A 22,774-nucleotide genomic window follows, 5' to 3' on the forward strand; every position below is an offset into this window, starting at 1 on the left:
AAGTGCTGTCAACTGTCAACTGTCAACTGTCAACTGAATCAAGCACTTCCGCCGTTGACGCGGATATTTTGTCCGGTAATCCAGCGGGCTTGTTCGCTACACAAAAAAGCCGTCACATCTGCTATATCTTCAACTTTTCCGAGTCTTCCGAAAGCAGTCATTTGCGTAAATCTTTGAATTTGTTCGGCGGTTTTGCCGACAGTGAAAAGTTCTGTATCCGTGGGGCCCGGAGAAATGACATTGACTGTAATTTGCCGATCGCCCAATTCCTTCGCCAGCGATCGAGTTAGCTGTTCCACCGCGCCTTTTGTCGCCACGTAAGCCCCGTAAGTTGGCATCATTATCGCCGTTGTCGAACTAGAAAAGTTGACAATTCTGCCTCCATCTGCCATGCGTTTAGCAGCTTCTTGACAAGCAAAAAATGTGCCTTTGACGTTAACTGCAAACAGATTGTCAAACTCTGCTTCGGTAACTTCTGCTACAGGTTTGTAAAGAATTACTCCCGCATTGTTGACTAAAATATCGACTTGTGAATAGGTTTCGAGAGTGCGATCGAACAAATTGCCAATTTCTGCGGTTTTGCTGACATCGGCTTGTACGGCTAATGCTGTGCCGCCTGAGAGTGCGATCGCGGATACAACCTCTTGAGCGGCTTCTGTTCCTCTGGCGTAGTTGACGACAACCGATGCGCCTTCTTGGGATAATCGGAGGGCGATCGCGCGTCCAATTCCCCGCGATGCACCAGTCACAATTGCAACCTTTCCTGCTAGTGATGCCATGAGATTTACTCCCCAATTAGCGTTGATGCTGCTTCTAAACAATCATACTATTTTTTTAGGAAGCCGATACAGACTGACCTCAGAAATCGGGTTTCTGCGGAGATTTCTCGTAACTCAATTCAAAATTCGTAGAAACCGGGTTTCTAGCCCCCATGCGTAGTTTCAGATTCAGGTACAGAAACAAATTTAAAATCTCAAACAGTCAGAATATCTGTAGGAATTGCACTTGCTAGCCAACACCTGTGGTAAAGTAAACTCGGCTGTTAAACTAAAAATATATGACCGTAAATTCCGAGTTAACAGAGCAGTATTTGTCAGCGGGCGAGAAACTCCAGCAATCAGGAAAATTTGAGGAGGCGATCGCCCAATACCAAAAAATACTAGCACTCGAACCGGATGTGGCGGTGGCACGCAGCAAGATAGCCGAAGTTTATTATACGCAACAGAGATATGTAGAGGCGATCGCCCAGTGCTACCAAACCCTGCGCCAGCAACCCAATTTCGCCCCCGCCTACAAAACCCTCGGGAATATCCTGCAAGCCCAAGGGAAGACAGACGCAGCGGTGCGGGCGTACTCAAAGGCGATCGAATGCGAGCCTAGATTTGTCGCAGCCTATGTTAACTTAGGCAGTATGTGTTACAAACAAGGCTTGCTGGATGAAGCGATAACATACTACCAAAAGGCGATCGCCATGCAGCCAGACTTAGCAGCCGCTTACTGGAACTTAGGCAAAGTATTAGAACAGCAAGGGCGAACCAATGAAGGTTTAATTTATCAACAAAAAGCTTTAAACTTACAGCCAAATTTAGAAAAACCAGGCACATAAATCAATAGCCAAAAACGAGCAACAAAACAACTTCTAAATCTCTCTTTTCTCTGACTCTGCGCCCTCTGCGCCCTCTGCGGTTAAAAAGCATTCTCTTTATTATAAAAATTATAAAATAAGATTGTTCAAGCAAAATTTCAGTAGATATACCAGGACAAACAATATGGATTTAGACACAAAAAATCAAGACCAACAGCACCCGCAATACAAACGCGATCGAGCCACAGTCGATAATTTATTAGGAAAAGAACCAACCGACCACAATTTATCAGAATTAGCAAGATTAATCATTCGCTATAAAGGATTTCCCGGCGCTAGAGATATCCAAGCAGACTTAAAAAAAGCCCTGCAACAATGGAATCATACCGAAGAAACTCTGTACGAACAAACCCGCAAAATTCACGCTAATGGTGAAGTTTACAGGAAACAAAAAAGCGATCAAGAAGATTGGGCTTAATACAGTCTTCAACCCGCGGAGGCGGGTTTTGTTTGTGTAGACGCGGTTTCAACCGCCGTCTTATCTTAGTCTAGATCCCCCTAAATCCCCCTTAAAAAGGGGGACTTTGAGTGCTTCTTGTCCCCCCCTTAAGAAGGGGGGCTAGGGGGATCGGATCTTAGTCACAAAACAGCAGTTTATGACTGCGTTTGACGTTTGTTTGGCACCAACGAACATTGTTGTGTCCCGACAAAATCCCTCTAAACCATCTCAGCCGAAACAGGCATTGCAGGCTGCGGCTGGAACTGGAACAGCGAATAAACCACGTTGCGGCGGATATCCGTCATCATGTCCAAAAACAGCTCGTAACCTTCAGTTTTGTACTCGATCAGCGGGTCTTTTTGTCCGTAACCGCGCAATCCCACAGACTCGCGCAAAGCATCCATTTGCTGCAAGTGTTCCCGCCACAAAGTATCAATTTGCTGCAAGATAAAGAACCGTTCCGCATCTCGCATTAAATCGGCACGGATCGCATTAACTTCCGCTTCCTTCATGTCGTAAGCATTGCGGACTTGTTCGTGGAGGAAAGTTTTGATTTCCTCAACTGACAAATCTTCTAATTGATCCGGAGTCATGTCAGCTAACAGATAAACAAATTCCTTCACCTTGCTGACAAGTTTGTCGAGTTCCCATTCTTCCGAAGGCAAATCGGGATTGATGTATGCTCCAACGATGTCGTCCATCGTTTGTTCCGCATACTTAATTACCTGTTCCTTCGAGTCCAAACCTTCCAAGACTCGGCGACGTTCCGCATAGATGGCTCGACGCTGATTGTTCATCACTTCGTCGTATTCAAATACCTGCTTGCGGATGTCGTAATAGTAGGTTTCGACTTTTTTCTGAGCGCCTTCGAGCGATCGAGTCAGCATTCCAGATTCGATCGGCATATCTTCCTCAACACCGAACATTTTCATCAAACTCGACACCCGTTCGCCCCCGAAAATCCTGAGCAAATTGTCTTCCAAACTCAAGAAAAACCGCGTAGAACCGGGGTCTCCTTGTCGTCCCGCGCGGCCGCGCAACTGATTGTCAATCCGGCGCGATTCGTGACGTTCAGTACCGATAACGTGCAAGCCACCCAACTGCACAACTTCATCGTGTTCGGTGCTGGTAAAGGCATCGTATTCGCTGCGAGTTAGATTGTAAGCTTCCCGCAATTTTTGAATTACGATGTCTTTGGTGGGCGCTTTTTCCGACGCTACAGCCACGATGTCATCGGCTTGCAATTCCGAGAGCGATCGCTCCCCGTACTCCTTCACCGCCAATTCAACCGACCCTTTCAGCAGTTGCTCGGCCTCTTTCGATAGCTGTGTCGGGAAAATCTGCGCCGAAGCTTTCCAAGACTTGACTTTTTTAGCAGTTTGACCAAAACCTTGAGCTGCGGGGCGGCCGCCCATACCGGGCGCTTGTACCAGGGAAAACCCGTCTTCATCATCGGGGCGCACGATCCGGGGCATCAAATACTCGCGCAACTTCAGGCGTCCCATGTACTCGGAATTACCGCCCAGAATGATGTCGGTACCCCGTCCGGCCATGTTTGTGGCGATCGTCACAGCGCCTTTGCGTCCGGCTTGAGCGATAATTTCCGACTCCCGTTCCACATTTTCCGGTTTCGCATTCAGCAAATTGTGAGGAATCTTGAGTTCCCGAAGCAGCCGCGACAGCAACTCGGATTTTTCCACACTGGTAGTACCCACCAGCACCGGCCTACCAATTTCGTGCATTTCGGCGCATTCTTGGGCGATCGCCTTCCACTTGCCGGCCTCTGCCTTGTAAACCATATCCGAAAGGTCGCCACGGCTGGGAATCCGGTTAGTCGGAATCAGCGTCACTTCCAGACTGTAAATCTTCTCAAATTCCGTTTCCTCAGTCTTCGCCGTCCCAGTCATCCCCGACAGCTTCGGATATAGCAAAAAGAAATTTTGATAAGTAATAGTCGCCAGCGTCTGAGTTTCCGGTTGAATTTCCGCGTGTTCTTTCGCTTCGATGGCTTGGTGCAAACCGTCACTCCAGCGCCGTCCCGGCATCACGCGCCCTGTAAACTCATCGACAATCACCACTTCGCGATCGAGATTGACGATGTAGTTAATATCCTTAATAAACAATTCCTTCGCCTTAATCGCATTAAAAATGTAATGCGCCCAAGGGTCAGCCGGATCGTATAAATCCTTCACTCCCAACAAATCCTCAGCTTCGCCAAACCCTTCATCGGTCAACAGCACATTCCGCGCCTTTTCGTCAACCTCGTAATGTTCCTCATTTTCCTTTCTCAGGGAAGCAGCCACCTCAGCCGCCCGGATGTACTTCTCGCTGGGGCGTTCGACTTGGCCGGAAATAATTAGAGGTGTGCGGGCTTCATCAATCAGCACCGAGTCAACCTCGTCAATTACGCAGAAATTAAAAGGACGCTGCACGACATCTTCCATGACAGTAGCCATGTTGTCGCGGAGGTAGTCAAAGCCGACTTCGCTGTTAGTCGCGTAGGTAATGTCGCAGCTATAATTTTTCTTGCGTTCCACCTGATCCATGCCCTGCTGGATCAGTCCCACAGTCAATCCCAGGAAGCGGTGCACCTGCCCCATCCATTCCGCGTCCCGCCGTGCGAGATAATCGTTGACGGTGATGATGTGCACGCCTTTACCGTTGAGGGCGTTGAGGTAAGCCGGCAGCGTCGCCACCAAAGTTTTGCCTTCACCGGTTTTCATTTCGGCAATTTGGCCTTTGTGCAAGATGATGCCACCGAGGAGTTGGACATCAAAGTGGCGCATTCCCAAAACTCGCTGTCCCGCTTCCCGCACCACTGCAAAAGCTTCGGGCAAGATTTCATCGAGGATTTCTTTCTCTTCGTTGAGAGATTTAGCTTTGGCCAGACGTTCTTTAAACTCCGCTGTTTTGCCTCTGAGGTCGTCGTCTGAGAGGGCGCGTAAGTCTTCTTCCAAGATATTGATATCAGCTACCCAAGGCTGAAATTTTCTCAGTTTGCGAGCGTTGGGGTCGCCGAGTAGATTTTTAAACATGGCAGGAGAGGCAGATTTTTAATAATTTAGCTATTAGCTTTTGGGGTTACGGGCTGTAGTGTTAGCCACAGCGTTTACCTTTCCCGATTGTAGCAAGCATTGGTCTTGCTCAGGAGTCGTTGGGGGCGATCGCTCGATTTTGGATTTGCCGCTGGTGAGGAAAGCGCTGCACTCCTAGCTTCGACTTCAGGTGGCAAAGCTATATTGCATGGCGTTTGAGAATATGAGTGTTGATTCTATTATAGGCGATCGGCTTTTAGTTAGATTGGTTGGTGTCGGGGCGATCTTTTGTATCCATGTCTTCTGTGATGGTTGGCTCTGAAAGCGAAGGTAATGTTAGTTGGAGGTGAATGTCAATTGTTATTGAATGACTTTGATTGTTCAAACTTATGTTAACTATATTTACTAATGGAACTTGGGGTGAATAATTGCTTGAGTTAGATTTAACAGACGGCATAGTTTTATATCCAGCTTCTTCTAGCCAGTTGTGAATATTTCTCCAGTTGCTTACCTTTTCGTTAGGTACATCTGTAATTTTTTTAAAGTATTGATATAAAGTTTTAGATACATAAACCTCAACACCTTTACGACTTTGATGGAGTTGGCTAGCTATTTCCGCAGGACTGTGCCCGCAGAGCAAACCTCGGAGAAACAGCTTTTCCCGTTCTGTCAGTCCCTTTCTGGCACGGGGAGATACTTGCCATTTGGCTTCTGCCATAGCTTTGTAGAGCCTTTCCAAGTCCCAGTTATTCGCAGCTTCAGCAAACATCTCGTCGCTGGATGTCATCGCAGTATGTCTCGCTTAGTTGATAGCTAAAGCCTAACTAAAGTTATAGCTTTGGCTAGTTGTTATCTGAGTACACTTAGTTTATCATTTCAGGAACGGATGTGGCGATCGCTCTGCTTTAAAAAAATAGAGCTGCTTGTCAAGAGCTTAGGGTGCAGATACAGCAGCAGTTAATGGGCTAGTGTAAAGATTTGTAACAATAAGCCAGATTTTGCATAAAATTTGGGATTCAAACCGAATACATATATAGGAGCAAGATGTTGCTTGGTGCGGGGCCGAGTTGGTACTGGATGCTTAGGCGTTGCGGTATTTGTTTGGGGTGCGTGCGATCGGGCAACAGGTATCTTTCTTCGATCTGTTTGGATAAGACATCAACTTCATACGGTTAATGCGGTTCATTCTTATGAATCGATACGTTTCCTGGAGTAAATAGTAATGGTTTGGGATATTTTACTGCAAGCTGCTGCCGGATTCATTCTTGGTGCAGCGGTGGGTTATGGGGTTGGTGCAGTTATTGATGCTCTATCAAGAGTTTTTGCGGAGTTATGGGAGAACTTAGTTGCTGCTACCAGAGAAATTTGGGGATACGTAACAGAAGCTACTCAATATCTTTTGGCAAATATAGCCCAGTTTTTGGACAATACTTGGTCTGAGATTGAGTATTACTTACGCCAAGAATTTGGGTATCGACGTGAGTGGTGGATAGCGGTTTTCAGAGAGGGTAGAGAAGTATTTCTTGGATTTATCGATCCAACATCGTCACAAAATCAATCAGTTATAGGCTCGATCGGAATGTTAGAACCGGGAACTGATGTTCAGTTGCCTACCAAACAGAATCCGATAGTAACTAAGCTGACTCTAGCATAATGTAGTTAAGAGGTAAATTTGATGGGTCTTTTCGCATGGTTAGGTGGTCTATTAGATCAGTTAGTTGAATGGCTAGGAAGGGTTGTTGCTGCTTTTCTCGAAGCCTTAGTTTGGGCATTGCAAAAAATATGGCAAACTGCTGTTGTTAGTGTTTTAATTGCAGCCTTTGGATTTGTCGCCAGTTTGTACGTTATCTTCTATGCCGGAGCAATGCTAGGTGAAACCATAATGGAAATTTGGGACCCTAGATATGCTGATAGCAAACCCTCGCAAGTTTTCAGCATAGAACAAGCTCCTCAGATTTCTCCTCTCCCTAAGTATCGGTCAGAAACAAAAACCATCAAATTGCAGAATTCATACTAATTTAGATGAGAGTGAACTATGTCACGCACACCTAAGCCTGAAAAAATTTTTCTTCACATTGATTTTCGTTCTTCTGAAAGTAATGGTATTTTAAATACCATCGAAATTTTTGGACTTCCTGGTGAAAAACTCAACAACGGTCAATGTGTTGTCATCGAAAAAGTTCAACGATTCTTTGATGATTTGATTGTCAGAAAAATCTTTCGCGAGAGTCGTCGTATCTCTGATTGCAATTTTCAATACATTAAAATATGGCTATACGACACAAATATCAGCGATTCTGAAAGGGGGTACGCAGTTCCAAAGATTGATAAAGGCGATTTAGAAATTCGCTCAAATGTTCTTTCTTCTAAGTTAGAAAGAATCTATGTGCTTGATAACGAGTTAACAGGTCGAGAATACGACCAATGGAAAAAAACGGCGGAAGAGCTATTTACTATGCTATTCATCCAGTTTATTGCTGCACCAGAACTGCCATCTATCTTGGCTGATAACCCCTTTGCCAAGTTTGTAGAAAAAATGACTGATAGCGTAGACAATTATGGCAAAATGAGGCAAAAATTGTTTTTTAATGCTTTAATTATTCAGGTCGATTGACACTGTATAATATAGGACAATATCCATCTTTTATTTCAATACAATAGGTCATTACCATGCCACGAAACGATGCACCGCGCAACAATAAATTAGATGCTTGGTATCCCGATAAAAACAGCGAAATACCTAAGTTTGAAAAAGGTGATGGCTTTGATTTTATGCGTCGCCTTTTTGGGGTATCTCAACCTTATAAAATCTCTTTGGAGAGTGTTTTTGACAAATTAGCCACCATCTGGCCAACCCAGATCGCACCCGTTCTCATCGAACAATTTGGACGCGGAACCACTTTATATGCGATCTTGTACTCTGGAGAATACTCGGATGAAATCATTCTGGAAATTTGGGATCCCAAACATATTGAAAGTAAGCCGTCACAAGTCTTTAAATTCAAGGGAGACAATCAGGATTTCCCTAAAACTAGGTCGAAAGCTGAAGTAAAGTCTTTGACCAATTGGGATAATTGATTTTGAGTTGATGTTCTTATCTAGGTAATAAATCATGCCAAGAATTGATAGATTAGGAGCTTTTCGGGAAGCTGCTGGAGAAAACCCCACCTCTAACAATGGCAAAGGTGGTGTAGTTGATAACTTGATCGACAAAGTTGTGGATAGTCTAGGCGACAAAATACAGAAAGGGAACGAATCTTCAGAATCATCCATAGATTTTAGCCCATACCTCAGAGAACCTAAGTACACTTTAGTTGATGTAGTTATACCCCAGAAAACTAAACGCCAGGTTGATTTAATTTTGGCTGAAATTCAGTATCAAGATTTAATTTTTAATGAGTGGGGCATGAGCGAGAAGCACAAGCTAGACAAAGCTTTATCCATCAACTTTTCTGGACCTCCTGGTACGGGTAAAACGCTGACTGCTGAAGCACTAGCTCATGCGATGAACAAGAAAATTTTAGTTGTACCTTACCAACAACTAGAGTCTAAATATGTTGGCGATACCCCCAAAAATATTGCTAAAGCTTTTGAGTTTGCTAGCGAACAGGATGCAGTTTTATTCTTCGATGAAGCTGATTCTTTCTTGGGAAAGCGTCTTGAAAGTGTTACCCAGTCAACTGACACAGCAGTTAACTTAACCCGCAGTGTAATGATCGTACAACTCTCTTCATACGAAGGAATTGTAATTTTTGCCACGAATTTAATCCGCAACTACGATCCTGCTTTTATAAGTAGAATCCGATGGAAAGTAGAATTTGATTTACCGGATGAAGAAGCGCGGGTAAAAATTTGGCAAGCTCAGATTCCCAGCAAGCTTCCCTTAGAGCGATCGGTAAATTTTGAAGAACTGGCGAAACAGTTCGATCAAATCTCTGGAAGAGACATCAAAAATGCTGTTTTTCAAGGTGTAGTTGCTGCTGCCAAAGAAGATAAACCCAAAGACCAAAAGCAGCTTACACAGTCTCACTTGATTCAGGCAATGACTGAAATAATTGAGGCTAACAAAGCAGCTACAAAGCCAGAATATAAACTGACTCCCGTGGAGGGTAATGTTCCGTTACCACCTCCCTCACAAAATTTAGAAACTAACAATTAAGCTATTCACAGGAGCATGAGCTTATGGCTACTGAATCATTTAAAGTTTTGCAAAAATTTGGATTAGAGAATCTTTACTACAAAATACTGGTTCAGGCTAAGAGTGGTAATCGATACTTTGTGTGGTATTACGATAGTCTGGATGCAGATGTAAGCCAAGAGGTTCTCATAAATTTCGATGACGATTACTGGCGGACAATAAATAATCCAAGAAATGGTAATAAGTCAAACATAGGAAAGGTAAATAAGGTGAATTAGTTTTGAAGAGCGATCCTAACCCACACCCATTCGATCGCTCTTTTCTCCATTAATCTCAAAATTCCAGTACCTACAATTACAATAATTATTTGTTTATTGCAAACACGCACCATATTTTCCTAACAAGTAATCATCATGAACAAGCTTAAGTTACGTAATTTTATGCTAATAGCAATCACTATGTTGCTTTTCGGGGCAGTTTCAAGTTGCAATTCTACTGAATCACGATCGACCACAATCCCTGATACAAGTCTAAGCCCTACTCCAGAATCTCCAAATGTACCTCCTTCAAAACCTCAAACATTTAGCTCTTCATGTCCAATAGATACTTCAGAGGCACTATCTGCCATAGGAAATATTCCTGTAGATGCCTTCAAAGCTACTAGCATGATTTTTCCTCTTGAGAATGCCAAACAAGTTTTGCTACGCATTTCATCTGATGATAGCTGTGTTGCTGAGAAAACTAGACTGGTTCAAAATCTTAAACTCTACTGGCGAACTTACACTATTTTAAGCTATCAACGAGATGTGGTCGTAGCTGAATCCGGAATAAAAATGCTTTGCGGAGCAGGATGTGATATAGGAGACGATAATTATTCTGATTGTAAAATCAAATGTGAACAAAGCTATCAAAGCGATCTTCAAAAAGCACAGGTAGCTCAACAGTCAGAGGTTCAAAAAATGGAGGGATTCTTTGCAAACATCCGTTAATTATAGTAAGGTCGCGCCTCTCCCATCCCCAATCTCAAAGCGCGATCGCCCTTATTGTCCAAATAACCAAAAGTGCGATCGCTCTCTGCATTTAATTCACAGTAGATGGCTCAGCTAAACCTAACTCTGCCATCAATGCCTCATGAGAAACATTGCCACTTCGCTCTTGCTTTGACTCCGATCTCCGAAGCGGTTCGGGAATGTCAGCGAGTGTCAAAACGGGTAACGTCAATGCTTCTTTAAACCACTCAATGTTTTTTGCTAATTCTTCTAAGCTTTTTCCCCAAGGTTCCACAGCATTTTCAGTACATCCTGCGATCGCTCCACCTGCTTCATAAAACACTTCCCGAATGATATAATCGCCGTTATCTTCCACAAACACTCGATAATTCCATTTAATTGTCATACATCCTCCTGCTGTCCGCGAAATAAAAAAGTATTGCCCTCTTTCTCGCCAATACGCTGAATTTCCACAATCTGTACCTGTTCTTCAACATTATAGAAGACTCGAAACTCCGCAATCCGCAATTCCCATTCCGCCATACTATTAGGTCGAGTGCGCTTGCGGTTGCGAGTCTCAACACTCGGTTCATATCGCAATTGCACAGGAATTTCGCTCAAGATTTGTTGTTGCTCGTGCTTCTTGAAGTATTTTATGTCTTGTATTGCTTGCGGAGTGTATTCAATCTGGTACATTTAAGTTAATAAATTAACTATCGTCGTTCTTAATTATCATAACCAAGTTTGTAACATTTTGTGTTCAGAAACTTATGAAAATTCGAGAATCTCAAGGTCAAAGTGTATGGAACAATTCTGAGGGCTGGTGCTGCGAGCCTCTTGACCCCATACCGCCCGGTCATATTGCCCTAGCCGTTGAAGCGATCGATCTTAATCTTGTAGACTGGGATATCGAAGAAATTGGCGAAAAAGCAGGTTTTGATATTCAGTACAAATACACGGGAGTTAATGACCCGAAAGATGAATCTTTAGCTTGCGTTAGTCAGTTTGTTGGCATCTATGAAGACTTCTCAAAGCTCGATCGCGCGATGGAAGCTTTGATTGCAGCAGGCATCCCCTGGCATTTATTCAAAATACTGACTTCCAACGATGATATCGATTTGAAACCTGTAACGCAATACATCCAAGCTGTCTCATAATGCTTTGAGTGTAGCGCAATTGTTTCTTTTTCCGAAAGAGCGATCGCCCTTTTTGTCCGAAAGTGCGATCGCTCTATAATTTTAGCATGGCAACAACTGTCAAATTCAACAGAGCGATCGGTATAATTAAAAAACCCACATCAAATACAGCGAAGTCTTTGGTAGGGTGCGTCGCTATGAGATTGTCGATCTTTTCGAGAATTTTTGATGGCGACGCACCCTACAGATTAACTTTAACCCTACGATTCAACAGGCCTAGGGACTTCGTAAGTCAAAAAGTCATAGGCCATTTTTGTATTCGGAAAAATTGCCTGCGCTTCTTTGAGCAAGTCATCCAGGACGATCGCATTTCCCGGAGCGTAACGCGGGCTAAAATGCGTCATGATCAACTGTTTCGCCCCAGCGAGCAAAGCTACTTGAGCCGCCATCGTCGAAGTTGAATGCAGGCGATCGAACGCCATTTGAGCATCTTGATGGGCAAAAGTCGCTTCATGCACCAACAGATCGGCATCCTTCGCTAAGTCCACCGCGCTGTCACAAAAAACCGTGTCTGTACAGTAAACAAACTTTCGCCCGACTTGATCCGGGCCGCAAAAATCACTACCTTTAAACTGTCGCCCGTCCGATAATTTTACCGTCTTTCCTTGTTTTAATTCACCGTAAACTGGCCCCGACGGAATACCCACAGCCTTCGCTTTTTCTACATCAAAATGTCCCGGACGGTCTTTCTCAGTTACTCGATAACCAAAAGCAGTAACTCGGTGTTTCAAAGGAGCGCAGCTAACAATATATTCGTCATCTTCATAGACAACTCCCTCATGACTTTTGTGCACCTTCACGGGGTAAGAAAAATGAGTTTGAGAATAGCGAACGCCAGCTTGCAAATATTCTTCAAGTCCCGGAGGCCCGTAAAGATCGATGCGCTTGACATTCCCCGCCAAACCGCAGCTAGCCAGCAAACCCATTAAGCCGAAAATGTGGTCGCCGTGCAGGTGAGTGATGAAAATACGGCTCAGTTGGCTGACTTTTAGCTCGCTACGGAGGAATTGGTGCTGGGTTCCTTCGCCGCAGTCAAACAGCCAGAGTTCCGCTCGCTGGGGCAAGCGGAGGGCGATGCTGGATACGTTGCGCGATCGCGTGGGGACGCCGGAGCTAGTTCCGAGAAATGTAATCTGCAAGAGTTAAATCACCTCAATTAAATCTTAAAAAATATGTTACAAATATCCAGAGTGCGGCGAATCCGACATAAAGGAAATATTCGCAGGCAGGAACCGAGATAAATCGCTGTTGCTGCTAGGATCTAGTCGCTCCAATCATTTTTGACGCACAAAGTGCCAAACCCAATTCTGGGTGCATCTGGTTTTTGAAGAGGGCGAAGCATGACCGTATATGAGTTATTAGTTATAATCCCATATTGACTGCGGTCATGCTTCGCCCCTACAGATATATTTGCTTGCATTGAGATGCACCCCCAATTCTAACGTTTTCTTTCTGCCGTTCTCCTTCCTTTTTCCCGAACCTTCCCGAACTCTTAAAAATTCTCAAACTCATACAGCACAGGAGGAAAATTTTAAAATGCAGTCAGGAGTGTTCTTTACTTCCGTTGTTTCGACATTAAAAAAACGCTACTTTTGGATTTCGCTGTTGTTTTGGCTGGTAATGGTAGCCCCAGCACAGGCGGCGCTGATTTTGCGAGTTGCGGTACAAGACGGGACGAGTCAGATCAAAGTCGGCAGTTCTACTAAGGCTGCAATCCGCGACAGCAGCGGGCGCAATTTGGGGGAACTGCCCGCCAACAGTTCTCAGTCTGCTCAATTTCGATCGGGAACTGTGGCAATTGGCCGCTGGGCTGCCAATCAAATTTGGATCGAGCCGACCGGAAACGGTTATGTTTGGATTGGCGATCGATGGTATCGGGGACGCACGCTTCTAGTTCCCGAAAAAGGAGCCTTAACCGCCGTCAACTATGTCGATATCGAACAGTATCTCTACAGCGTTCTCGGTGCCGAAATGAGTGGCAATTGGCCTCAAGAGGCTTTGAAAGCCCAAGCAGTCGCCGCCCGTTCCTACGCTCTCCACAAGCGCCTCAAAAGCGAAACCGACCTTTACGATGTGGATGACACTCAGTCTTCCCAGGTTTACAAAGGATTGCAAACAGAATCTTCGGGTACTTATGCCGCAGTGGATGCCACCGCCGGTCAAGTTCTGACTTACAACGGTCAGATTATTTTAGCCGTTTTCCACTCGGCGTCTGGCGGACATACGGAAAATGTCGAGGATGTTTGGACGGAACCCCTGCCTTATTTGCGGGCTGTTCCTGACTTCGACCAAGGCGCGCCGGTTTACCAGTGGAAAGAAAATTTTTCCCGCGCTCAAATGAGCAGCAAGATTTCTGGTGTGGGTAATGTAATCTCGATGAAGCCAGAACGTACTACCGCTTACGGCAGCGTTTTGTCCATGAAAGTAGTCGGGGATGGCGGTTCTAGGGTGATGACTGGCGCGGATTTGCGTCGGGTTCTAAATTTAAGGAGTACCCGCTTTACTGTGATTCCTCAGTACGGCGGGATTTTTAGCGGCCAAAATAGGGGGAAGCCTCCTACGGGTTTTCAAGTTGCTGGCAAAGGTTTCGGTCACGCTGTGGGCATGAGTCAGTGGGGGGCTTACAATTTGGCTAGGCAGGGATACGGCTACCAGCAGATTTTGTTGCACTATTACCGGGGTGCTGCTTTGGCTAGAATTGCTGTGCAGTAACTGTTGGGAATGGGGGATGGGGCATGGGGCATGGGGCATGGGGCATGGGGCATGGGGCATTGGTAAGAAATAACAAATAACCAATAACAAGTAATAACGAATAACTAACTAACTGTCCACTGCCAACTGCCAACTGCCAACTGACTACTGACTAACTAAATTAAGGATTGCTATGCAAAAGTGGGAGTATTTATTTGTGGATGCGAATATGTATCCTTTTGGAAATAAGCTAATTAGTTTATATGTAAATGGTGAGGAGCTGCGAGATTGGAAACAAGGCTCGCTACATCTATTTGTCAATCAATTGGGGGAGGATGGGTGGGAACTTGTGGCTCTGCGACATGACTCGAAATACGACCAAAATTGTTTGATTTTTAAACGCCCTAAGATTGTTAAAAAGATGAGAAAAACAACAGATTCTAGTATTCAAAATAAATGATTGTGGCGTTGTTTAATCAGGGGATGAAAATGGGTAACTTGAAAATTCAGCTATATTGACTGACTGGTTTGTTTCATTTTTTCACATTTTCACATTGAGTCGTTCATACCGTAAATCAGCAACGCCAATAGAAGGTATGTAGTTGCGCTTGGGCGCTCTTTCCTAATATAAGCTAAGAGCGCTGAAGCGCAACTACGTACCTAAGATCAATTCTCAGAAGACTTCTCGTCTCCGGCGGTTAGAAACCGCGACTACAAAAACAAAGTCCACCTCCGTGGACTAAGAAAAAATCTGTGTGCTGCATTCCTGATTCTTCGGGCTATACATTATCCGATCGCCCAATTCGCCGCTGCCATTCAGCATCTATTTTTGCTGATTGTTCGAGTTCTTGTTGAGTTAATTCGCTTTCTGTGGTATAAGCTAAGTCTTCTCCACTCAGAACGTTTTCGCCTGCAAATTCCTGGGCGTAGGCCAGTTTTTGCTGCAAGTTGGCATCGGGTTGGTTTAATAACATGGCTCGCTGCTGCCGATCGTGATTCCGAGCTTCTATCCTGCTATTTTTCCACTGAATCCAGAAGTACCTGATTAAGGGAATTGTCAGAAATCCGACGCCGTAAATCAGCAGCAGTGGATAAATACCGCTGACGAAGCCGATGAATCCACCTGCGATCGCACTTTTCGTTAATAAATTCCCCAAAACCAGCGCACCGACAAGATTGACGGCTCCTAAACCTGCTGCGAGCATGATTTGGCCGGAGTCGGCGTGACTGAAACGCCACAGCATTTCTCGCAAATAAGTTCCTGTTGGTTGAGGATTTTGCAGGAGGGCTGTGGTTTGCAATTGCGGAAAATGATAGATGATTTGCCCTTCGGGACTGACTTCGGGGCGGCCGTCAAAACGGGCCAGGGCTGGTAACATATATTCTTCGTATTCTCGGGCGTATCCCTGTCCGAGATTGTCGAGATAGGGCGCAATTTGTTCGGCTGCGACTGCGCCTCGGTTGTTGCGAATTGCGGTGGCTATATCGCTCCACTTGCGCTCTTCTAGATTTTTATTGGGATTCCCGTCTCCAAATATAAATGAGAAAACTGCTTCCAGAAAACTCATCTGGGGTTTTTGACCGCGATCGCGCGATCGCTGCTGGTAGTATGGTTCATCATGGTTCCAGTAAAAGATCCAGATTAAGTCGTTCCAGAAGTAGGGAAAAAAGAAAAAGCCTCCGCCGCCACCTCCACTTTCGCCTCCGCTTCCGCCTCCTCCACCGTTATTGTCGCTGTTCATGCTGGAGAGTAAAAGCGTAATAGCAACAACAATTAAAAGGATGGAAGCTACCAGCACTAAGCCAAAAGATATTCTAATCAAGTAAAATAGAACTCGCCAGATTTTTTGCCACCATTCCTGCAACTGCAAGCGCAAGAATTTGTTTCGCAAAATATCTCGAAAGTTGTTGGGAAATATGTAGGCAATGTCGCCGGATTCTGCTACTTGCAGGTTGCCGCCTGCTTCGGAGGCCAGCGTTAACAGTTCTCGCTGGGCAAAATTGACATCTAGTCCAGCTTTTGCCGCCACGTCTCCAACCGTAACGCGGTAGCCAAGTTGCTCGACGGCTTGCATAATCCCGGGATTTGGAGCCATGTGTTTCTCTTTGTGAAAATTACGCGGTTATTTTTAATTATAGGTTGCGGGCATTAAAGCTGGTTTAGACCTGGAGAATTTAGGCTTTTTTTGTGGCTGACCTTGATTTTGGGGCAAAACATTGCTACTTTTGGCATGGTTCAAAAATGGCAGTTTTAAGGTAGCACTGCACGGCAAATTCTGCCATCATTAAAGGTACATCAAAGCTGATAGCGATTGCTGTCAGCTTTGGGTCGAGAATACCGGCGATCGCCAGTAATTCGTCGCGTCGATCAATTGAAAACATCTACTTGATTCTCATTTGTTTCTGAGTGGTATTTGTATTCTTGGATCAGAGTCAAAATTGAACTAGATACAGGGGGTGTCGGAATATAACCACCTGCGACGAATGCCATCTTAATAAAAAATATCAGCTTGCATAATTAAATTAGTGAATAGTGAGTAGTGGATAGTGGATAGTGAATTAGATTGTTTCTAAGAACTCAAACAAATAGTTTTCATCTTTTAAGTTAAGAAAATTTTCTTTACCATTGAGAACATCTTCATAAGTCATTTTATCCAATTCATCTTTGCTCAGGTTGAGATCGATATCAGGCTTTCCTTTCATAACTATGCCTAAGCCAAAATCGCAATCCAACACAAAGACTCGCAAATCTTTGCGATTACTTCTTAGATAACAAATCGTTTTCCAGACATCACCACACCAGTTGCCATCCCATCCAGGTAAATTCATGTCGATCGCAGCTTGCAGAGACTGAGCTGGACAGGCTGCGAGGACATGGGGTGGTTTGCAATCATGCATGACTATTACGCCATTTTCATTGAGGTTGTCCAAGGTATTCAGGACATCTTGCAATGATTGTTCGTAGGTATGCAATCCATCGATAAATGCTACATCAAACCGTTCGATCGGATTGGCACTTGCAAAAAAAGCATCGCTAGTGGCGTCTATATATTCCGCTGTTGCATTACATAGATTTTTACTAGCCCATTCCAATTTACGTTCTTCAGAAAATGCAAAACTAGGATCTACTCCCACCTTTTGAGCGATCTCGATCGGGAAAAAACTATCGCCATTATTTACGCCGATTTCTAAATACCTCAGGGCTTTTTTCTTGTCGATTATTTTTTGAATTACATCGGTTCTGAGCATTTCGGTTTCCTGAGATAATAGACAACAATTTGAAACCTAACTATTTAGGCTGACTGTTTACTATAACATATCTCACGCATTGCCCCACGTATTTTTGTTACTGCTGTTGGGGGAAGGGGGAAGGGGTAAAGAGTACAGGACTTACGCAAAGAATCTATCTGTAGGGTGCGTTACCTCTGGTAACCGATCGCCAACGCTACTAATAGTGTGGGTGCGTACTTTGTCTTTGCCAATATCACGATCGCTATTTTCTGGCGAGCATCAAGCGGTAAACTGGCTGCGACTGATTGGCTCGGACTCATTCTTGTAGATTATACCCAGGTTTTTCCTAAGTTCCCTCTGAAACCATCATAAGTTCCGCGCAGACAAGCCCAAATTTTCAATCTTCTTGATAGGTTTTCTAATAGCAAGATTTTAATAACTAAATTAATCATAATTTTAATTCTATGAATACTAAACATAATCAATAGTTTGTTCTCCATAGCGAGACTAAGTTCGACAAAGGTGTTATTCCTGCATCGGTAGTAGTAACGCAACGGAGAACAATTCAATCGCATTATTTTTATTTTAGGATAAAATAAATTAACTTCTTGAGTCTCTCCAAATCGTTGTTTTAGAACAATATTTCTATTGACAAATATAGAATAATTTTGTTTCTTTAATTTTAGACAATATTCCCAATCAACTGCTTCAATAAATAAATTTTCATTAGGAAAGGGAGTATTGTAAGCGGCTTGAATGGAAATAAGAGAACCTGCTGTAATAACGGCATCACATTTATAAATTTCAGGGATTTGATCGTTTATAAGAAATTGTTTTAGTTGATACTTATCTAAGATCATTCCATTCCATTGTTGTCCTGTGACCCTATCAACAGGAAGTGGAGCAATAATTCCAATTTTTTGATGAGCTTCTTTGAGATTATCATAGGTTTCAATTAATCTTTTTAAAGCATCTGGTGAAGGTTCAGTATCTTGATCGAAAGTCCAAATAAAATCAAATTCATTTTTAATAGACCATTCAATACCCACTCGTAAACCGCCAGAAATGCCGATGTTTTGGGGATAAGATTTGACGATAATAGATTCGTCTAATTCTTCAGGAGACAACAAAACATGAGGCGAGTTATCGACTATTAAGATTTTCTCGATCGAATAAGTTTGACACTTAAGAGAAGCGATACACCGCTCAAGGGCAGTTTTATCTGAATAGGCAGTGATATAAGCAACAATACGATACGACATTACCTAATTAATACTTCCAACTTATTTTTACTACAAATGAATACAATTACCCCGACTGCTTAGTCCTGCTTGAAAAATTAACATTTTTTACGCTGGAATAGTCTGACATTACCATGCTAATTAGCAATTGTCAACAACTGTCTCAAATTGTTGTTGGAGCTGAAAAATATCTCCATGACAAGGAGTATCAGGCAGGACTTCTTTCTGACCTGCTCTCAATCCCGTCCCGACATCAGCAATGGTGAAATCTGGCTGAAACCCCTGCGCCATCGCATCTAGCAAATGCCAACCCCAAGACTGATTGGCTCGGACTCATGCTTTGGGGGGCGAATTAGGACTAAGGCGACAGCCTTCACCTTACACCGATCGCTGGCAAACTGTTACCCTCAATTGAACCGTACCCTACTTTTTTCCCAAAAGCTTTTCAGTGTTGGCTGAACTTTGAAAACTTAATAAAAGTTTAAATATGTAAAAAAAATATGTTTTTTTTGCAAGTCTTGCAATAGTTATCTACAATAGATAGGACTTGCGCGTGTTGTCAAGTTTGTCCTTGTGTCTCACAAGTCTTTTTCGCATCCTCAGCACAACTCTCAACTAAAATTGTTGTGCAAGTATTCATAGGAAAACTTTACCCGCTAATTTTTGAGATTAGCCACTAACGAAAAGAATCGCATATGCCAAGAACTCAACGCAACGATAACTTTATTGACAAAAGTTTCACGGTAATGGCTGATATCATCCTGAAGATTATGCCCGCGAAAAAGAAGGCGAAGGAAGCTTTTGCTTATTATCGGGATGGTATGTCGGCTCAAGCTGATGGCGAATATGCTGAAGCGCTGGACAATTATACTGAAGCGCTGAAGCTGGAAGAAGATCCTTACGATCGCAGTTATGTATTGTACAATATGGGTCTGATCCATACTAGCAACGGCGAACACGATAAAGCTTTGGAGTATTACAGCGAAGCGCTTGAACTGAATCCCAGAATGCCGCAAGCGCTGAACAATATTGCTGTGATTTACCACTATCAAGGGGAAAGGGAAAAGGAAGCTGGCAATGTTGAAGGGGCGGAAGGGCTGTTTGATAAAGCTGCGGATTACTGGAAGGAGGCTATTCGTTTGGCGCCGAACAATTACATTGAGGTGCAGAATTGGCTGAAGACGACAGGGCGATCGCAAATTGATGTGTATTTTTAACTATGATGGGAATGGGGAATAGGGAATGGGGAATAGGGAATGGGGCATCGGGCATAGTTAATAGTTAGTAGTTAATAGTTAGTAGTTTCTCTAATAACAAATAACAAATAACAAATAACACATAACTTGTTTGGCCTCTTTGCCCCATGCCCCATGCCCCATGCCCCATGCCCTATGCCCTATGCCCTATGCCCTATGCCCAATTCCCAATTCCCAATTCCCAATTTTTATGATTGACAAAGAAGAAGTTCGGAAAGTAGCGAATTTAGCCCGATTGGAATTAACGCCGGAAGAAGAAGAGCAGTTTACTGGTCAACTGAACGGTATTTTGGATTATTTTGAGCAGTTGAGCGAACTGGATACGAGTAAGGTAAAACCGACAACTCGGGCGATCGATGTTAGCAATGTTATGCGATCGGACGATTTGCAACCGTTTGCTAACGGCGAGAGTATTTTGGCGGGTGCTCCCGATCGCGATGGGGAGTTTTTTAAAGTGCCTAAGATTATGTAGAATTTCCGCTGTGTACCTGACTCGATCGCCCTAACCCCCCTTAATCAGCAGGGTGGTTTTATTGTCGTCAGACAAATTAGGTACGTAGTTGCGCTTCAGCGCTCTTTATAATATTAGGAAAGAGGGCTGAAGCCCAACAACGTACCTAAGGGTGCTTGTGGCGTACCTTACGATCGCACTAAATTCTCACTCCAAAAGATGCGGCCAATTCCCGTTCTGGCTGCATACCAACTGTCGGCGGCATCGATCGACTTGCAACCTGCTCGATTAGTTGTAATTGCTGCGGTAACATATTAGCTAAACTGTAGCGTTCTAGGGCGGTTTGACGGGCCTTGACCCGAATTTCTGCCATGCGGGTAGGATGGTCTAAAACTTCGTCAATGCGATCGGCTACTTGTTTCGGCGAGAAGTAATCGACGATTAAACCGTTTTCTCCATCGCGGATAACTTCTCTCACCGGGCCCGTATCGGAACCGATTACTAAACATCCTGCCGATAGAGATTCAATCATCGACCAAGATAGCACGAAAGGTCTGGTTAAATAAACGTGTACGTCGGATGCTTGAATTACTTTTAAATACAGTCCGTAAGGTAGCGGCCCGACAAAGTGTACTCGCGACATATCTAGCGGCACTTTTTTGAGCATATGGTCTTTGTAAGACTCGCCATTTGGTAAAGAACGGCCGTAACAAACTCTGTCTGAACCAACAATTACAACGTGACAGTTGGGGCGGCGTTCTTGCACGTAGGCGATCGACTCAATGAACTCTGGAAAACCACGGTAAGGTTCCATTCCCCGCGATACGTAGGTGACAATTTCATCAACGCCGGACAAATCTAAGTTCGGTAAAATTAGTTTAGCACCGGGATCTGGTTTAAAATAATCGGTGTCTACGCCGTCGTGGAGTACGGATAATTTTTGTTGTAATTCTGGCGGAAATTGCGATCGCTGCCAATAAGTCGGCGACAAACCCCAATCGCAAGAATATAAATCGATCAGAATCGGCGCATTTTTGATTCTAATTCTCGCCATATCGTCAACACTTAAAGGTTCCGCCGGATCGAAATCTGCGTCGGAACCAATGGCGTGATAAAACCACTCGAAATAACACAAAAGTGGCGTATTTGGAAAAGCTTCTTTGACAAATAGTGTCGGCCCCCAACCTGAATGTCCGCAGATCACATCGGGTACAAAACCGTCAGCTTTGAGTTGTTCGGCCATTCTAAATACGGCTTGTCCGTAGATGACGGCACTTTCTAAAGGGCGCACGTATTGGTGAGTCTGGGCGTGGGGTTCGCGGCTGGGGGTAAATGCTGCTTTGCGAACTCCGGGAATGTCCCATTCTGGACGCTCGTTTTTAGTGCCGAAAACAATTTGATTTTTGGGATTGGCGCCTAAAGCCGTGATAATGTGGCGGTATTGGGCGGGGAAGTTGGGGTGGAGAAATAATGCTTTCATTTTAGAAGGAAGAAGGAAAAAGGAAGGAAGATGAACAGGATTTACATGATGTTCGATCGATTAGTTATAATTCCAGCAGGTGTGAGACTGCTTTAAAAACATCGCTGTCAACTGTCAACTGTCAACTGTCAACTGTTTAATGGTGCTTTGCAAATCCAGACGCAATCTCGCGGTACTGAAGATGTATTTTTCAGGAGGATTTCATAGTTTAAATGGTTGAGAAATTTTTCCATAATTGTATCTGTCATTATTGAGAATGCAGTGCCATCTCTGCGTCCCAGCAAGTTTTTGTCCCACTCGCCGGCGAATTTTTGCCACCCTAATTCGCTGAGAATATTGCCGTGGTGGAAGACGCAAATGCGATCGCCCCGCAGCAGTTTTGGAATGCGAGTTAGGTAGTTGAATATGTCTACGGCTTCTACGTGTACCATGGTATCGTAGCAAAAGCAGACATCGGCTGCACCCTCGGCGATGCCGTCTAATGTTAAACCGTCGAGTTTGACGTAGGAAACGCGATCGACTCCCAAGCGCGATCGCGCGGCTTGCAGCATTTGACTGGAAATATCGGCGCAAATTAGGCGATCGCAATATTTCAGCAACAGCGAACCAGTTTTTCCGCCACCGATACCAATTTCTAAAACCGTATGTTCTTTTTTGATGTACGGTGCAACAAATTCCTGTTCTATCAGTGCTTCGTATTCGGCTAAGGAGTTGGCCGCACCAGCAGCTTTACCTATCCATTCGTCCCCAATATGGGAAAGTTCGGGATTAGTTTCTTCCCACTGTTGGGCGTAACTGTCCCAGGCTGTTTCATAATCTACTCTTGGGCGATCGGTCATTTTTTCATCGTTCATTTTTGATTATTTTATAGTATAGATGTCTGGATTTTGAATATGTTCCGCAAGTCTTCGTTTCTCCTTGCCCTGTGCTACCAATTATATCAAATCCGGTCTTCATTGGAATGATTCATCTCTCCATTCTC

General features: G+C 44.1%; 26 protein-coding genes. 14 read left to right on the plus strand and 12 right to left on the minus strand.

The features are described from left to right. Window positions 1-38 precede the first annotated feature (38 nt). Complete coding sequence (locus JGK36_RS07585; RefSeq protein ID WP_293196648.1) at window positions 39-779, minus strand: SDR family oxidoreductase; 741 nt, start codon at window positions 777-779, stop codon at window positions 39-41. 278 nt (window positions 780-1,057) lie between these two features. On the opposite strand from JGK36_RS07585, the gene JGK36_RS07590 reads away from it, so the two are divergent. Both JGK36_RS07590 and JGK36_RS07595 read left to right on the plus strand, forming a co-directional pair. Beyond that, window positions 1,058-1,606 carry a tetratricopeptide repeat protein gene (locus JGK36_RS07590; protein WP_293184891.1) on the plus strand — a complete coding sequence of 183 codons (549 nt, stop codon included), beginning with the start codon at window positions 1,058-1,060 and terminating at the stop codon, window positions 1,604-1,606. A gap of 163 nt (window positions 1,607-1,769) precedes the next feature. Continuing rightward, on the plus strand, window positions 1,770-2,063 hold the full coding sequence (locus tag JGK36_RS07595; protein WP_293190503.1) for a DUF3288 family protein: 294 nt from the start codon (window positions 1,770-1,772) through the stop codon (window positions 2,061-2,063). Window positions 2,064-2,302: 239 nt separating this feature from the next. Here JGK36_RS07595 and secA read toward each other — a convergent pair whose 3' ends face one another. Both secA and JGK36_RS07605 read right to left on the minus strand, forming a co-directional pair. Beyond that, a complete protein-coding gene (gene secA, locus JGK36_RS07600; protein WP_293184889.1) occupies window positions 2,303-5,119 on the minus strand; it encodes a preprotein translocase subunit SecA in 2,817 nt (938 codons plus the stop codon). A gap of 256 nt (window positions 5,120-5,375) precedes the next feature. Then, on the minus strand, window positions 5,376-5,906 hold the full coding sequence (locus tag JGK36_RS07605) for a LuxR C-terminal-related transcriptional regulator (RefSeq protein ID WP_293196649.1): 531 nt from the start codon (window positions 5,904-5,906) through the stop codon (window positions 5,376-5,378). Between the two features lie 435 nt (window positions 5,907-6,341). Between JGK36_RS07605 and JGK36_RS07610 the strand changes: the two genes are divergently transcribed. From JGK36_RS07610 to JGK36_RS07640, 7 genes are all read left to right on the plus strand, one after another. Next, window positions 6,342-6,773, plus strand: coding sequence for a hypothetical protein (locus JGK36_RS07610; RefSeq protein WP_293183354.1), 432 nt, complete (start codon window positions 6,342-6,344; stop codon window positions 6,771-6,773). A 21-nt stretch (window positions 6,774-6,794) separates the two neighbouring features. Next, window positions 6,795-7,136 (plus strand): hypothetical protein, encoded by a 342-nt coding sequence (locus JGK36_RS07615; RefSeq protein ID WP_293183352.1) that lies wholly within the window; start codon window positions 6,795-6,797, stop codon window positions 7,134-7,136. A gap of 18 nt (window positions 7,137-7,154) precedes the next feature. Next, window positions 7,155-7,733: a hypothetical protein gene (locus tag JGK36_RS07620; protein WP_293183350.1), complete on the plus strand. Its 579-nt coding sequence runs from the start codon at window positions 7,155-7,157 to the stop codon at window positions 7,731-7,733. Window positions 7,734-7,789: 56 nt separating this feature from the next. Continuing rightward, window positions 7,790-8,197: a hypothetical protein gene (locus JGK36_RS07625; protein ID WP_293183348.1), complete on the plus strand. Its 408-nt coding sequence runs from the start codon at window positions 7,790-7,792 to the stop codon at window positions 8,195-8,197. Window positions 8,198-8,231: 34 nt separating this feature from the next. Then, window positions 8,232-9,278: an ATP-binding protein gene (locus JGK36_RS07630; RefSeq protein ID WP_293183346.1), complete on the plus strand. Its 1,047-nt coding sequence runs from the start codon at window positions 8,232-8,234 to the stop codon at window positions 9,276-9,278. 23 nt (window positions 9,279-9,301) lie between these two features. After that, entirely contained in the window at window positions 9,302-9,535 is a 234-nt protein-coding gene (locus JGK36_RS07635; protein WP_293183344.1) for a hypothetical protein, read from the plus strand. A gap of 135 nt (window positions 9,536-9,670) precedes the next feature. After that, window positions 9,671-10,246 (plus strand): hypothetical protein, encoded by a 576-nt coding sequence (locus JGK36_RS07640; RefSeq protein WP_293183342.1) that lies wholly within the window; start codon window positions 9,671-9,673, stop codon window positions 10,244-10,246. Between the two features lie 91 nt (window positions 10,247-10,337). On the opposite strand, the gene JGK36_RS07645 is transcribed toward JGK36_RS07640, so the two are convergent. After that, the gene (locus tag JGK36_RS07645) at window positions 10,338-10,652 is read right to left on the minus strand and encodes a hypothetical protein (protein WP_293183340.1); all 315 of its coding nucleotides are present in this window, start codon (window positions 10,650-10,652) and stop codon (window positions 10,338-10,340) included. Next, complete coding sequence (locus JGK36_RS07650) at window positions 10,649-10,942, minus strand: type II toxin-antitoxin system RelE/ParE family toxin (protein ID WP_293183338.1); 294 nt, start codon at window positions 10,940-10,942, stop codon at window positions 10,649-10,651. The genes JGK36_RS07645 and JGK36_RS07650 overlap by 4 nt, the downstream gene beginning before the upstream one ends. Window positions 10,943-11,016: 74 nt before the next feature. Between JGK36_RS07650 and JGK36_RS07655 the strand changes: the two genes are divergently transcribed. Further along, window positions 11,017-11,403: a hypothetical protein gene (locus JGK36_RS07655; RefSeq protein ID WP_293183336.1), complete on the plus strand. Its 387-nt coding sequence runs from the start codon at window positions 11,017-11,019 to the stop codon at window positions 11,401-11,403. 239 nt (window positions 11,404-11,642) lie between these two features. Here JGK36_RS07655 and JGK36_RS07660 read toward each other — a convergent pair whose 3' ends face one another. Beyond that, window positions 11,643-12,581 carry a ribonuclease Z gene (locus JGK36_RS07660; RefSeq protein WP_293183334.1) on the minus strand — a complete coding sequence of 313 codons (939 nt, stop codon included), beginning with the start codon at window positions 12,579-12,581 and terminating at the stop codon, window positions 11,643-11,645. A gap of 397 nt (window positions 12,582-12,978) precedes the next feature. On the opposite strand from JGK36_RS07660, the gene JGK36_RS07665 reads away from it, so the two are divergent. Beyond that, window positions 12,979-14,154, plus strand: a complete 1,176-nt coding sequence (locus JGK36_RS07665; RefSeq protein WP_293196650.1) for a SpoIID/LytB domain-containing protein — start codon at window positions 12,979-12,981, stop codon at window positions 14,152-14,154. 172 nt (window positions 14,155-14,326) lie between these two features. Beyond that, entirely contained in the window at window positions 14,327-14,593 is a 267-nt protein-coding gene (locus JGK36_RS07670; protein WP_293183330.1) for a hypothetical protein, read from the plus strand. Between the two features lie 319 nt (window positions 14,594-14,912). Here JGK36_RS07670 and JGK36_RS07675 read toward each other — a convergent pair whose 3' ends face one another. From JGK36_RS07675 to JGK36_RS07690, 4 genes are all read right to left on the minus strand, one after another. Then, entirely contained in the window at window positions 14,913-16,229 is a 1,317-nt protein-coding gene (locus tag JGK36_RS07675) for a hypothetical protein (protein ID WP_293183328.1), read from the minus strand. Window positions 16,230-16,353: 124 nt separating this feature from the next. Further along, a complete protein-coding gene (locus JGK36_RS07680) occupies window positions 16,354-16,515 on the minus strand; it encodes a hypothetical protein (RefSeq protein WP_293183326.1) in 162 nt (53 codons plus the stop codon). Window positions 16,516-16,692: 177 nt separating this feature from the next. Beyond that, window positions 16,693-17,382, minus strand: a complete 690-nt coding sequence (locus JGK36_RS07685; RefSeq protein ID WP_293152513.1) for a class I SAM-dependent methyltransferase — start codon at window positions 17,380-17,382, stop codon at window positions 16,693-16,695. A gap of 311 nt (window positions 17,383-17,693) precedes the next feature. Continuing rightward, a complete protein-coding gene (locus JGK36_RS07690) occupies window positions 17,694-18,626 on the minus strand; it encodes a glycosyltransferase (protein WP_293183324.1) in 933 nt (310 codons plus the stop codon). Between the two features lie 674 nt (window positions 18,627-19,300). Here JGK36_RS07690 and JGK36_RS07695 point away from each other — a divergent pair. Together JGK36_RS07695 and gatC are read left to right on the plus strand one after the other, a co-directional pair. Continuing rightward, window positions 19,301-19,822, plus strand: a complete 522-nt coding sequence (locus tag JGK36_RS07695) for a photosystem I assembly protein Ycf3 (RefSeq protein WP_293183322.1) — start codon at window positions 19,301-19,303, stop codon at window positions 19,820-19,822. Between the two features lie 229 nt (window positions 19,823-20,051). After that, complete coding sequence (gatC, locus tag JGK36_RS07700) at window positions 20,052-20,333, plus strand: Asp-tRNA(Asn)/Glu-tRNA(Gln) amidotransferase subunit GatC (RefSeq protein WP_293128462.1); 282 nt, start codon at window positions 20,052-20,054, stop codon at window positions 20,331-20,333. Between the two features lie 178 nt (window positions 20,334-20,511). Here the strand turns inward: gatC and JGK36_RS07705 are convergent, their stop codons facing one another. After that, window positions 20,512-21,792, minus strand: a complete 1,281-nt coding sequence (locus tag JGK36_RS07705; protein WP_293183320.1) for a glycosyltransferase family 4 protein — start codon at window positions 21,790-21,792, stop codon at window positions 20,512-20,514. Between the two features lie 128 nt (window positions 21,793-21,920). Continuing rightward, a complete protein-coding gene (locus tag JGK36_RS07710; RefSeq protein WP_293190496.1) occupies window positions 21,921-22,646 on the minus strand; it encodes a bifunctional 2-polyprenyl-6-hydroxyphenol methylase/3-demethylubiquinol 3-O-methyltransferase UbiG in 726 nt (241 codons plus the stop codon). Between the last annotated feature and the right edge of the window lie 128 nt (window positions 22,647-22,774).

It is taken from the genome of Microcoleus sp. PH2017_35_SFW_U_B (assembly GCF_020737865.1).
Taxonomy (GTDB): domain Bacteria; phylum Cyanobacteriota; class Cyanobacteriia; order Cyanobacteriales; family Microcoleaceae; genus Microcoleus.